The organism is Bradyrhizobium sp. CIR48, assembly GCF_014198315.1.
Classification (GTDB): domain Bacteria; phylum Pseudomonadota; class Alphaproteobacteria; order Rhizobiales; family Xanthobacteraceae; genus Bradyrhizobium.
Genome location: NZ_JACIHG010000001.1, coordinates 903794 through 916403, shown reverse-complemented (window position 1 = coordinate 916403; position 12610 = coordinate 903794). Strand labels below are relative to the sequence as shown.

The window sequence follows — 12610 nt, the reverse complement described above, 5'->3', positions numbered from 1 at the left end:
GAGACATGACGGGAACGACACGATCGAGCAGCGGGCTGGACGACCGCCGCAAGCGGCTTTTGTTCCGCTGCTGGCACCGCGGCACGCGCGAGATGGACCTGATCCTCGGCCGCTTCGCGGATGCCGAGATCGGCAATCTGTCCGACGCCGAGCTCGATGAGCTCGAGACGCTGCTCGAGGTCAACGATCCCGATCTCTATGCTGCCATCACCGGTGACAAGGTGCTGCCGGCCGATGTCACCGGCGCGCTGTTTGCCCGCATCAAGGCCTATCCGATCGCGGACCGCGACGCATGAAGCAGGCAATGAAATCTCCGGCCGAGCTGCTTGCGCCCGGCCGTGTGCTGACGCTCGCCAATGTCGCGGAAGGCGCCGAAGGCCTTGTCGTCTCCGATCTCGCCCGCGCCATCGCGGCGCGGCCGAAGAAGCCGGCCGTCAGCCTTGCCGTGGTCTGCCGGGACGGCCCGCGCATGCAGCAGCTCGAACGCGCGCTGCAATTCTTCGCGCCCGATCTGCCGGTGCTGACTTTCCCGGCCTGGGACTGCCAGCCCTATGATCGCGTCTCGCCGCATGGCGGCATCTTGGCACAACGCCTGACCACGCTGGCACGGCTGGCCTCGCTCACCGGCAGCGACAAGCCGCTGATCGTGCTGACCACGGTGAACGCGGTGGTGCAGCGCGTGCCCGCGCGCGAGCTCGTCGCGGCGCAGGCACTGTCGGTTGCTCCCGGCAACGTGGTGCCGATGGACACTATCGTCGCCTGGCTCGAGCACAACGGTTACAACCGCTCCTCGACCGTGCGCGAGCCCGGTGAATACGCCGTGCGCGGCGGCATCCTCGATCTGTTTCCGGCCGGCCTCGATCAGCCTGTCCGCTTCGACTTCTTCGGCGACAGCCTGGAATCGATCCGCTCCTTCGACGCCGAGACCCAGCGCACGCTGCTCGACATGCGCTCGCTCGACCTGGTGCCGATCTCGGAATTCCAGCTCGTCACCGACACCATCCGCCGATTCCGCATGGGCTATGTCGCCGAGTTCGGCGCGCCCGAACGCGACGATGCGCTGTATGAGGCAGTCAGCGAGGGCCGCCGCCATCCCGGCATGGAGCACTGGCTGCCGCTGTTCCAGGATCGGATGGACACGCTGTTCGACTATCTGCAAGGCGCGCCCATCGCGATCGAGCCGCAGGCCGAGGACGCCGTCCGCGAGCGCTTCAAGCAGATCCAGGACTATTACGAGGCCCGCCGCGACGCCATGGAGCATCCTGGCGGCGGCGCCATTTACAAGCCGCTGCCGCCAGACCGGCTTTATCTGACCGGCGAGGAATGGACCCAGCGCGAGAGCGACATGCCGCTGCTGCGGCTGACGCAGTTCTCGGTTCCGGCTGACGGGACCAGTGTCGTCGACGCCGGTGCCCGCAAGGGCCGCGATTTCGCGCCGGAGCGCAACGACACGACGGTCAACGTGTTCGAATCCGTGGTCAGCCATGTCATGGCGCTGCACGCCCAGCGCAAGAAGGTCGTGATCGCGCTCTGGAGCGAAGGCTCGCGCGACCGCATGAATTCGATGTTGCGCGACCACAAGTTGGCCCACACCACCAGCGTCAACTCCTGGCGAACGGTGCAGGCGACCCCGCGCAACGAGACCATGCTCGCCGTGCTCGGCCTCGAAAGCGGCTTCGAGACCGACGAGATCGCGCTCATCAGCGAGCAGGACATCCTTGGCGATCGCCTGGTGCGGCCGCGCAAGGCCAGCCGCAAGCTCGACAATTTCATCTCGGAGGTGACGAGCCTTGCCGCGGGCGACATCGTCGTCCACGTCGATCACGGCATCGGCCGTTTCATCGGCCTCCAGACCCTCGATGTCGCGGGTGCGCCGCATGACTGTCTCGAGCTGCATTATGCCGCCGAAACAAAACTGTTCCTGCCGGTCGAGAACATCGAGCTATTGTCACGCTACGGCTCGGACCAGACCACGGTCGAGCTCGATCGCCTCGGTGGCGGTGGCTGGCAGACCCGCAAGGCCAAGCTCAAGAACCGCATCCGCGAGATCGCGGGCGAGCTGATCAAGATCGCCGCCGCGCGCCATCTGCACGAAGCGCCCAAGCTGCCGGTGCAGCAGGGCCTCTATGACGAGTTTTGCGCGCGCTTCCCCTATGACGAGACCGAGGACCAGCTAGGCGCGATCGAATCCACGCTGAAGGATCTCGAACTTGGCCGTCCCATGGACCGGCTGATCTGCGGCGACGTCGGCTTCGGCAAGACCGAGGTGGCGTTGCGCGCGGCCTTTGCCGTGGCCCTCGAAGGCAAGCAGGTCGCCGTCGTGGTGCCGACCACACTGCTGGCGCGCCAGCACGCAAAGACCTTCACCGAGCGCTTCAAGGGCTTTCCGGTCAACGTGGCGCAGGCCTCGCGCCTGGTCGCGACCAAGGAGCTCAATCTGGTCAAGAAGGGCATCGCCGACGGTTCGGTCGACATTGTCGTCGGCACCCACGCGTTGCTCGGCAAGGCCATCAAGTTCCGCGACCTCGGCCTCGTCATCGTCGACGAGGAGCAGCATTTTGGCGTCACTCACAAGGAGCGGCTGAAGGCGCTGCGCTCCGAGGTGCACGTGCTGACGCTGTCGGCGACGCCGATCCCGCGCACGCTGCAACTGGCGCTGACCGGCGTTCGCGAGCTCTCGATCATTGCCTCGCCCCCGGTCGATCGCCTCGCGGTGCGCACCTTCGTCGCCCCGCATGATCCGCTGATGATCCGCGAGGCGCTGCTGCGTGAGCGCTATCGCGGCGGGCAGGCGTTCTACGTGGTGCCGCGCATCGACGACCTCGCCGAGGTCAAGGACTTCCTCGACAAGAACGTGCCGGAGATGAAGGTCGCGGTCGCGCACGGCCAGATGCCGCCCGCGGTGATCGAGGACATCATGACCGCGTTCTACGACGGCAAGTTCGACATCCTGCTGTCCACCACGATCGTCGAGTCCGGCCTCGACATTCCCAACGCCAACACGCTGATCGTGCATCGCGCCGACATGTTCGGCCTTGCCCAGCTCTATCAGCTGCGCGGCCGCGTCGGCCGTTCCAAGCTGCGCGCCTATGCGCTGTTCACACTGCCGGCGCAGCAGAAGATCACGGCGCAGGCCGAGCGCCGGCTCACGGTGCTGCAATCGCTGGAGACGCTGGGGGCCGGCTTCCAGCTTGCCTCGCACGACCTCGACATTCGCGGCGCCGGCAATCTGCTCGGCGAGGAGCAGTCGGGCCACATCAAGGAGGTCGGCTTCGAGCTCTATCAGTCGATGCTGGAGGAGGCGATCGTCAACCTCAAGGCCGGCGTCTCTGAGCCCGCCGCCGACCGCTGGTCGCCGTCGATCACCATCGGCATGCCCGTGCTCATTCCGGAGGATTACGTCGGCGATCTCGCGGTGCGGCTGTCGCTGTACCGGCGTCTGGCCGATCTCGACACCGAGGAGGAGATCGAGAATTTTGGCGCGGAGATGCGCGATCGCTTCGGCGTGCTGCCGGACGAGGTGCGCTACCTCTTCAAGGTCGCCGCGATCAAGGCGTTCTGCCGCCGCGCCAATGTCGGCAAGATCGACGCCGGCCCGAAGGGTGCCGTCATCGCCTTCCGCGACAATTCCTTCGCCTATCCCGACCGCCTGGTGTCGTTCATCCGCAGCTACGGCCAGGCCGCCAAGGTGCGGCCCGACATGAAGGTGGTGTTCCTGCAGGACTGGGAGACGCCGGAAGAGCGTCTCGTGGGGACGACGGAGATCATGCGGCAGCTGGCGCAGCTCGCGGAGAGCAAGAAGGCGGCGTAGGCCAGGCGAGATATCGTGGGGTGGGCAAAGCGAAGCGTGCCCACCATCTTTCAAAGACGAGGGATATCGTGGGCACGCTTCGCTTTGCCCACCCTACGGCAGCGAGGTTGTAATTACGACGCCGCCCGCGACGCATCCGCGGACAGCCGCCCCAGCAACGACCTTGCCGTATCCGACGGCGACAGCGAATCCACGCTGACGACGGGCTCGCTGCGCATCTCGTGCTTGCCGTTGGAGGTGTGCCGCATCACCGCCGAGAGGCGGCGGGCGATCATGTGGGCGGTGCGGAAGTCGGTTTCCGCGAACACGACGATGACCGAGCCGTCCTTCTGCGCAGCGCCGAAATCCATCTGCCGCATCAGACGGCTGAGGATGCGGGCGGCATCGAGCTGGGCGCGGGAATTGCCGGGGTCGAAGGCGAAGCGTGCGACGGAGAGACCGCCGCCGCGGGCCAGCGTCTGCTCGACCGCCTTGGCGAAATCGCGGGCGAAGGCTTCGACCGTCAGCAGGCCGCTGCGCGGATCGAGCCAGCCGCCGGCATCGATCGAGCGCAGCGTGCGGCTCAATTGTGCTTCCATCGCATGCTGGCGGATCAGCGGCAGTGCATTGGCCGCGACCTTCGCCGGCTCGCCCGGGATCAGCTCGAGATTGGGCAGGTCGTAAGTCTGCGTCAGCTGGTGCGCGGTGACGACGACGGGCAGGCTGCGGAAGCGGGTGTCCTCGGCGAGCACCGTGAGAAAGGCGTCGGTGACGCGCGCGGTAAAACCTTCGGCGAGCACGACGCCGTCGAGGTCGCGGGTGTTGAGGTGTTTCGCGGCGGCCTCGATCGAGAGCGCGCCGACCACGCCGGCGCGTTCGCCGAGTGCGACAGAGAGCGCGGGATAGGCCGAGCCGCGGCCGATCAGGAGCACGGTGGCATCGCGGGCCGGATCGCCCTCCGGCAGCGCGACCTTCACTTCCGGCAGCCGGCGCAGCACCGTGGCGTGCAGGGTGCGCACGCGCAAAGCGGCGCGAAGCCGGGCGATCAGGCGGTCGGAATTGCCGCCGCGCGAGGAGAACGGCAGGGCGTTGTGAGGCAGCATGCCCATCGCATCGAGGGCCACGAAGGGAAGGTAAAGCGGCTGGTCGGCGATCTTCTTGGCGAGCGGCGCAATATGCGGCTCGTGACCGCCGGACATCTGGGCGAGAACCGCGGCCGGCTGGACCTGCTCGACCGCCCGCGCTGCGCTGGCCCAGTCGGTGTCGACGACGGGAAAGAGCCGGGCCTCGTCCAGCGCCGCAATGAAGGGCGGCCGCTCGGCATTGGACACAAACAGGATCGGGCCCGCCTGGGACATTCGCAAACTCTGATCACGCGACAGATGCCCCGCAATCTAGTTTGGCCGCCTTAATGCAGCGTCAACGCACCAGGCGAAACTGCGGCTAGACCGGGCCGGAACGGTCGCGAAAAGCTTCGACCATCAGGGGGTTAAGCCCGAGCTCGCTGAGCGCCTCGCGGGCCCGGGTATTGTCCTGGGCGCGTCCGGCCAGCCGGTGGCCGGACAGCCGATCGGGCAGCGCGGTGAGCAGGGCGCCCTGGCCGAGCCGGCGTGCCCATTCCTGGAGGTCGTTGGAGAGGAAGCGGTAGCCGCCGACGGCCATGATACCGGAGGGGGGCGCGGTGATGCAGATTGCGCCGCTCGGACGGTCGAGCCGGGCGGCATAGCCGGTGTCGACATAGTCTCGCGGCGGCTGCGCGATCAGCGTGTCGCCGACGGGCTGCGGCGGGGCATAGGCCGCGATCGGCACCATCGCGCCGCGCAGGCCGAGCGTCCCCTTCGGCGTCAGCAGGATCTCGCCGGCAATGGACGAGCCGGATTGCTCACGCGGAGCGCCATGCGGCCCGGGCATCACCGCAACCGGCATGCCGTCCTCGCCGCGGCGGGCGCCGAACAGCCCGGCCTCGCCGAACAGGTAGACGTCGGTCAGCGGGGCATGTGGCGCGATCCAGGCATCGCTCGCCGCCACCTGCTCGGGCGCGCGCCACAGGCCGACGACGTTGCGCAAGGTCGGCATCCGCGCCGCCAGATCGGCATCGCCGAGCCGCAAGGCAAGCTGCGCCGGCGCGATCAGCACCTCGCATTCGTGCTCGTTGATCTGCTGCTCCAGCACATCATTCTCGAACGGATGATGCAGCGCCAGCGCGCCGCCGGAGAGCAGCCACACAGCAAGCGAGGAGGCGAGCCCTGCGAACGACATCGGTGTGAATGCCGCCATCACGGTCGCGCCCTGCCGGATGTCGGCTTCCAGCGACATCGCAAGGCCACCGGCGATCACGCTGAAATGCGGTCGCGGTACCGGGCGAAAGCCTTCTGCGGTGACGTCGAAGGAGATCATCGCCGCCTTGCGGCCGTCCTGGATCACGGCGCGCGTGGTGCCCGGCGGGCGGGCCAACACGTCGTCGAGCGAAGCCATGCCTTCGGGCAGATCGGTGCCGAAGCCGCAGACGTGACGGATCGAGAAGGCTTCGGCGGCCGCATGCATCGCCAGATCGGCATAGCTGACGCCGTCGACCGTGCTCATGGTGACGATGGCGCGCGCCGCGGTGCGGTTGAGCGCGGCGGTGAGTTCCGCGTGCCGCCAGAGCAGCGGCAGCACGGCGACGACGAGGCCGGCGCGATGGGCGGCGAGCACCGTCAGCACGAACTCGACCGTATTGGGCAGCTGGATGGCGATGACGGAATTGGCCGGCAGGCCCGATTCGACGAAATAGGCCGACAGCGCCTCGATGGCCGTGTCTGCCTCGGCGTAGGTCATCCGCCGCGGCTGATGCCCGGTCACGCGGGCCTTGTTGAGCGGGTCGAGCAGGGCGGGAGCGTGCGGCTGCCGCATCAGCGTGCGCTGAAACAACGTGTCGAGCGTCGGCGATATTGCTGGCTGGTTCACGGCGTCACTTTGCTTGATGAGCTTGCGGCTGCCCCTTCGACCACCAGGTCTCCGGCAGATAGCCTGAGAGTGAGGTGGCCTTGAACCGTTCTATCCGATTCCAGCGCGCGATCCATTGCTCGGATACGTTAAACAGGGGGATTGTGTAGAAGCCCGCGATCAGGGCGCGGTCGAGCGCCCGCACCGACGAGACGAAATCCGTATGTTCACGGGCCTCGAGCAGGGCGGCGATCATGGCATCGACCGCGCCATCCCTGGCGCCCATGTAGTTGCGCGTCCCCGGATTGTCCGCGGCAGCGCTGCCCCAATAGAAATATTGCTCGTTGCCGGGCGACAGCGACTGGTCCCAGCGGTTCTGGATCATGTCGAATTCGTAAGCGAGCCGGCGCTGGTCGAACTGCACGGGATCGACGGTTCGCACGCTCGGCTCGATGCCGGCGCGCTTGAGGTCGCGCTGGAACGCGAGCGCGATACGCTCCTGATCGCGGGTCGTGACCAGGATCTCGAAGGTGAAGGGCGCCTTGGTCGCGCGGTTGCGCAGCACCGTGCCGTCGAGCTCGTAGCCGGCGTCCGACAGCAGCTTCAGCGCCGCGCGCAGCGTGGTGCGATCGCGTCCCGATCCGTCGGTCACCGGCAGACGGTAGCTGCCGTCCATGATGTCGGGCCGAATTTGCGCGGCGAAGGGTTTGAGCAGCTCGCGCTCGCGCGCGTCTGCAGGCCGGCCATAGGCCGACAGGTCCGAGCCGGCGAAATAGCCGGCCACGCGCGAATAAAGTCCGAAAAAGTAGTTGCGGTTGACCAGCTCGAAATCGAACAGAAGCGTCAGCGCCTGGCGCACGCGGATGTCGGCGAAGATCGGACGGCGGGTGTTGAACACCAGGAATTCGGAAGGTTGCGGCAGACCCGGCTTGACGGTGTCGCGGATCATTTCGCCGCTTTTGGCGGCCGGAAAATCGTAGCCGTCATGCCAGCGCAGCGGCTCGTGCTCGACGCGGAAATCATAGAGGCCGCGCTTGAAGGCTTCGAACTGGCCGTTGGCCTCGCGAAAATAGTCGAGCCGGATCTCGTCGAAATTGTAGAGCCCGCGGTTGACGGCAAGGTCGCGGCCCCAATAGTCGGGATTGCGCGTCAGCGTCACGCTGGCGCCGGGCTTCACGGCCGTGACGCGATAGGGTCCGGAGCCAATCGGGCTCGTCAGCGTCGTCTCCTCGAAGGTCGCGACGTCGACCGCTTGCTTCGACAGGATCGGCATCAGGCCGAGGATCAGCGGCAGCTCGCGGTCGTTGGCGCCTGCGAGGTCGAAGCGGACGGTGAGGGAATCGGTCGCCTCGGCCTTGGCGACTTTGGCGTAGTACTGCCGATGGTTGGGACGGCCATGATCGCGCAGCAGCTGCCAGGAGAACAGCACGTCTTCGGCCGTGACCTGCTTGCCGTCGGAGAAACGGGCGCGCGGATCGAGGTGGAACGTGATGAAGCTTCGCTCGTCGTCGGTTTCGACGCTCCTGGCGAGCAGGCCATAGAGCGTGAACGGTTCGTCATTGCCGCGCGCGAGCAGGCTCTCGACCACGTAGCTCCGCATCTGCTGCACGGCCAATCCCCTCACGATGAAGGGATTGAGGCTGTCGAAGGTTCCGAGAACACCCCAGGTCAAGCGGCCGCCTTTGGGGGCATCGGGATTGGCATAGGGCATGTGGGTGAAATCGGCCGGCATGGCCGGCTTGCCGTGCATGGCGATGGCGTGGGCTTCCTCGGCCCGCGCGCCGCCAGCGGACAGCCCGACCGCGAGCATAGAGCCAAGGACGCAAAGGCGGAGACCGGGGCCCTCGAAAAGGCGCTGGAACTTGAACATCGGCACACGTTGATTCGAGGACCGGCTAGCCTCGAATCCTATCACAGGGAATTTCACCGGGTGCAGCCGCGGATGTGGCCAAAGACGGTTGTCGGCATTGATCTTTTCGTCGGCCACGTTAAGAAGGCGGGCAATCGCGCAAGAGCGCCGAGCCCGTCACTTATCTGCCTCAATTGACGGGAAGAGAGCCGCGCCCAAGGCGGCTTGGTTCGGCGCTTCGGAGCGGTTCGGGCGCTTCCCGTTCAGAAAGGGTTTTCCGCAATGAATTTCCGTTACTTGGCCGCGTCCGTCCGGCCGCGTGGGCGACTTCTCGCCCTGTTGACGGCGACGGCGTTGGCCGTTCCGTTTGCCGCCGAGGCCCAGACCCCGGCGCCGGCCCCCGGTGCGCCCAAGGCGACTCCGGCCCCGAAAGCGCCTCCCAAGGCCGCCCCGAAGGCTCCGGCACCGGCCGCTCAGGCCCCCGCCCAGCAGGCCCCCGCTGCAGGCGCTCCGGCGCAGCAGGGCGCGGCTCAGCCGGCGGATCAGCAGATCCAGCTGATCTACGCCCCCTGGACCAAGTTCTGCCTGAAGGGCCAGGACGCCAACGCCAAGCAGGTCTGCTTCACCGGCAAGGACGGCCGCATCGAATCGGGCCAGCCGGTCATCGCCGCCGTCATCATCGAGCCGGAAGGCGAGCCCAAGAAGATCCTGCGCGTGACGCTGCCGCTCGGGATGCAGCTCGTGCACGGCACCCGCATCATCGTCGACAGCAACGCGCCGCTGCAGCAGCCCTATGTGATCTGCTTCCAGAACGGCTGCATGTCCGATTACGAGGCGACGCCCGAGCTCATCAACAGCATGAAGAAGGGCCAGAATCTCGTTGTCCAGGCGATCAATGCCAACGGCGCGCCGCTGACCCTGCCGTTGCCGCTCGCCGGCGAATTCCAGAAGGCCTATGACGGTCCGCCGACCGATCCGAAGGTGTTCGAGGAAAATCAGAAGAAGCTCCAGGAAGAGCTTCAGAAGAAGGCTGATGAGCAGCGCAAGAAGCTCGAGCAGAGCGGTGCTGCCCCAGGGGCCGCTCCGGCCGGCCAGAAGTAATCGGGACCAGGGTCCTGGACATGAAAAAGGCGCTCTCACGAGCGCCTTTTTTGCTAGCCGTCTGCCAGTGAAATTCAGTTCAGCGAGGGATTGCGCGGGCGGTAGCCGCCATCCTTGTTCTTGATGAAGATCTCGGCCACCTGCGAGTGCCGGATCGGCTCGCCGGATTCGTCCGGCAACAGGTTCTGCTCGGACACGTAGGCGACGTATTCGGATTCCGCGTTCTCCGCGAGCAGGTGGTAGAACGGCTGGTCCTTGTGGGGCCGCACCTCCTCGGGGATCGACAGCCACCACTCCTCGGTGTTGTTGAATTCCGGATCGATGTCGAAGATCACGCCCCGGAACGAGAAGATCCGGTGGCGTACGACCTGTCCGATCTGGAATTTGGCGGTCCGCGCTTTAATCATTCCCCGTCGATAGACCAGGATTGTGGCCGATGCTAGTGGCCTCATCTGGAATTAACGTTCACTTCAGGGGCAGATAGCCCCCAAGTCTTCAGAAAATACTTCACCGATGGTCGATATCCTCAATCTGGCGCTACCTTATTTCGGTTTGATCTTCGTCGGTTTTTCCTGCGGCAAGGCCAAGTCTCTGCCGGAATCGGGCCTCGCCTGGATGAACTTCTTCCTGCTCTACGTGTCGCTGCCGGCGCTGCTGTTTGCGATCATGTCGAAGACGCCGTTTGCGGAATTGAACAACCCGCCGTTCCTGGTCGCGACCACGCTGTCGACGGTTGCGGCATTCACCCTGGCGCTGGTGGTCGGCAAGGTTCTGGGACGGCTGACATTGCGCGAGGCGACGCTCGCAGGTCTCTCCGGCGGCTACGGCAATATCGGCTATATGGGTCCTGGCCTGGCGCTCGCTGTGCTCGGGACCAAGGCTGCGGCGCCGACCGCGCTGATCTTCTGCTGCGACAGCATCTTCCTGTTCACGATCGTGCCGCTCCTGATCGAGCTCTCCGACCGCGACCATCCCTCGATCGTGCATGCCTTCGGCGTCGTGCTGAAGCAGATCGTGCTCAACCCGCTGATCATGTCGGCCTGCTTCGGTGCCGCGGTAGCGGCGCTGCATATCGAGATGCCGGTCGCGCTCGACCGCACCATCACCTTCCTCCAGAACGCCGCCGCGCCGACCGCTCTGTTCGTGCTCGGCGTGACCGTGGCGCTGCGTCCGTTCGACCGGGTGCCGTGGGAAGTGCCGGGCGTGATCGCGGTCAAGCTCCTGATCCATCCGCTGGCGGCGTTCGGCCTGATGCTGGCGTTCGGTCCGTTCGCGCAGCCCTGGGCTGCGACCGCCGTGCTGATGGCCTCGCTGCCGCCGGCGCTGAACGTGTTCGTGATCGCCCGGCAGAACGATGCCTGGATCGAATCCGCCTCCGTCGCGGTGCTGCTCGGGACCTTTGCATCCGTGGTCACGCTGACCAGCGTGATGTGGCTGCTTCAGAGCGGACGGCTGGTGTTTCCGTGAGAGCCAGAACTGCTCGCGGTACGAACGGTGCGCCCCCTCTCTCGCTTGCGGGGGAGGGTTGGGGAGGGGGTATCTCCAGATTAGGATTGTCTGAAGTCTGCAGAGAAAATCCCTAAAAGGAGAGAGCCCCCACCCGGCGCTTCGCGCCGACCTCCCCCGCAAGCGGGAGAGGTTGCACCGAGCCCGCGGCTCGATCGAACTTAATCCAATTCATCGCGCGCTATCGCGCCTGAGAAACTACCTTCGCCAGGTCGGCGTCAGGCCTTCGCGCATCGCAAATCGCCGGAGCGGGCCGATGGCGCCGAGCAGGTGCATGCCGACGGCGCGGACCGGCTGAAGCGGCAGGAAGTCGTTGAGCAGCGAGCGGTTGGCGATGTCGATCGCAAAGGTGCGGCTCAAAACGTCCGGACGCCGCGCGCGGTCGTAGCGCTTGAGCAGGTCGGCCGAGCCGGGATCCTGGCCGCCTGCGATGACCTCGCCCGCGAGCCTGGCAATGTCGGCGGCATCGCGCAGGCCGAGATTGAGGCCCTGGGCACCGATCGGCGGAACCACATGGGCTGCTTCGCCGACCAGCGCAATGCGGTCGCGGCCGAAGGATTTTGGACGTTCGATCGCGAGGGGGAACAGGTTGCGCCCGGGCTCGACGGTCATGCGCCCGAGGATGGAATGCGACTGCTTCTCGATCGCGGCCGACAGCTCGGCATCGCTGAGGCCGCGGAGCCGTTCGGCCTCCGCAGGCGCCGAGACCCAGACGATGCTGGAGCGGTCGCCGGGCAGGGGCACGAACACGCAAGGGCCATGCGGCGTGTGGAACTCGGTCGAGACATTGCGATGCGGCCGCGTGTGACCAACGTTGAAGGTCAGCGCCGTCTGCGTCAGCTCGCGCCGCGTCACCGCGATGCCGGCAGCTTCCCGGCACAGCGAATGCCGGCCGTCGGCGCCGACCACCAGGCGGGCCGAGAGAAATTGCGCGGAGGCCGTGCGGACCGCGACGTCGTCGGCTTCGATGACGACGCTTTCAGCCTCGTCGTCGAAACGGACGAGATTGGGCAGCTCAGCCGCACGCGCTTCCAGCGCCAGCATCAGCGAGCGGTTGTCGATGTTGTAGCCGAAGGCGTCGAGCGCGATTTCGTGACAGGAGAACCGGACCTCCGGCGCGCGGAACAGCCGGCCGGTGTCGTCGACGAGGCGCATGACCTCCAGCGCGGCGGCCTTATCCTTGCAGCGGGACCAGACGTCGAGCGTCTCCAGCAGTTCGACGGAGGCGCCGAGCAGCGCGGTGGTGCGGTTGTCGGCATAGGGAATGCGCCGCGCCACCAGTGCGGTCCGGGCACCCGCCTGCGCCAGCGCGATCGCTGCGGCAAGTCCGGCCGGTCCACCGCCGATCACGGCGGCGTCATGGAGTGTCGATGCGTCTGTCATGGAACGACAAATGACACGCCCGGCGGCAAATTCAAGCCCGCTGATTCCGCCTGATT

At 66.4% G+C, this 12610-nt stretch carries 9 protein-coding genes; 4 read left to right on the top strand and 5 right to left on the bottom strand.

The window, feature by feature from the left end; genetic code table 11:
- The first annotated feature begins 5 nt into the window (after positions 1–5).
- Positions 6–296, top strand: coding sequence for a succinate dehydrogenase assembly factor 2 (locus GGD66_RS04470; protein ID WP_092257992.1), 291 nt, complete (start codon positions 6–8; stop codon positions 294–296).
- Positions 293–3811: a transcription-repair coupling factor gene (gene mfd / locus GGD66_RS04465; protein ID WP_183256966.1), complete on the top strand. Its 3519-nt coding sequence runs from the start codon at positions 293–295 to the stop codon at positions 3809–3811. The genes GGD66_RS04470 and mfd overlap by 4 nt, the downstream gene beginning before the upstream one ends.
- Positions 3812–3924: 113 nt before the next feature.
- Here the strand turns inward: mfd and GGD66_RS04460 are convergent, their stop codons facing one another.
- From GGD66_RS04460 to GGD66_RS04450, 3 genes are all read right to left on the bottom strand, one after another.
- Positions 3925–5148 carry a GGDEF domain-containing protein gene (locus tag GGD66_RS04460; protein WP_179736666.1) on the bottom strand — a complete coding sequence of 408 codons (1224 nt, stop codon included), beginning with the start codon at positions 5146–5148 and terminating at the stop codon, positions 3925–3927.
- 85 nt (positions 5149–5233) lie between these two features.
- On the bottom strand, positions 5234–6736 hold the full coding sequence (locus GGD66_RS04455) for a class I adenylate-forming enzyme family protein (protein ID WP_183256965.1): 1503 nt from the start codon (positions 6734–6736) through the stop codon (positions 5234–5236).
- Between the two features lie 4 nt (positions 6737–6740).
- Complete coding sequence (locus tag GGD66_RS04450) at positions 6741–8585, bottom strand: extracellular solute-binding protein (RefSeq protein ID WP_183257150.1); 1845 nt, start codon at positions 8583–8585, stop codon at positions 6741–6743.
- A gap of 261 nt (positions 8586–8846) precedes the next feature.
- Between GGD66_RS04450 and GGD66_RS04445 the strand changes: the two genes are divergently transcribed.
- Complete coding sequence (locus GGD66_RS04445) at positions 8847–9665, top strand: invasion associated locus B family protein (RefSeq protein WP_018317972.1); 819 nt, start codon at positions 8847–8849, stop codon at positions 9663–9665.
- Positions 9666–9739: 74 nt separating this feature from the next.
- Here GGD66_RS04445 and hspQ read toward each other — a convergent pair whose 3' ends face one another.
- Entirely contained in the window at positions 9740–10072 is a 333-nt protein-coding gene (gene hspQ, locus GGD66_RS04440; protein WP_018317973.1) for a heat shock protein HspQ, read from the bottom strand.
- Between the two features lie 106 nt (positions 10073–10178).
- Between hspQ and GGD66_RS04435 the strand changes: the two genes are divergently transcribed.
- Positions 10179–11132, top strand: a complete 954-nt coding sequence (locus tag GGD66_RS04435) for an AEC family transporter (RefSeq protein WP_183256964.1) — start codon at positions 10179–10181, stop codon at positions 11130–11132.
- Positions 11133–11369: 237 nt separating this feature from the next.
- Here GGD66_RS04435 and GGD66_RS04430 read toward each other — a convergent pair whose 3' ends face one another.
- Positions 11370–12554: a UbiH/UbiF family hydroxylase gene (locus GGD66_RS04430; RefSeq protein WP_183256963.1), complete on the bottom strand. Its 1185-nt coding sequence runs from the start codon at positions 12552–12554 to the stop codon at positions 11370–11372.
- Positions 12555–12610: the final 56 nt, after the last annotated feature.

Bases quoted from the DNA above. Each gene is read 5' to 3' on its own strand.
- GGD66_RS04470 (WP_092257992.1), top strand. From the start codon at position 6: ATGACGGGAACGACACGATCGAGCAGCGGGCTGGACGACCGCCGCAAG.
- mfd (WP_183256966.1), top strand. From the start codon at position 293: ATGAAGCAGGCAATGAAATCTCCGGCCGAGCTGCTTGCGCCCGGCCGT.
- GGD66_RS04460 (WP_179736666.1), bottom strand. From the start codon at position 5,148: ATGTCCCAGGCGGGCCCGATCCTGTTTGTGTCCAATGCCGAGCGGCCG.
- GGD66_RS04450 (WP_183257150.1), bottom strand. From the start codon at position 8,585: ATGTTCAAGTTCCAGCGCCTTTTCGAGGGCCCCGGTCTCCGCCTTTGC.
- GGD66_RS04445 (WP_018317972.1), top strand. From the start codon at position 8,847: ATGAATTTCCGTTACTTGGCCGCGTCCGTCCGGCCGCGTGGGCGACTT.
- hspQ (WP_018317973.1), bottom strand. From the start codon at position 10,072: ATGATTAAAGCGCGGACCGCCAAATTCCAGATCGGACAGGTCGTACGC.
- GGD66_RS04435 (WP_183256964.1), top strand. From the start codon at position 10,179: ATGGTCGATATCCTCAATCTGGCGCTACCTTATTTCGGTTTGATCTTC.
- GGD66_RS04430 (WP_183256963.1), bottom strand. From the start codon at position 12,554: ATGACAGACGCATCGACACTCCATGACGCCGCCGTGATCGGCGGTGGA.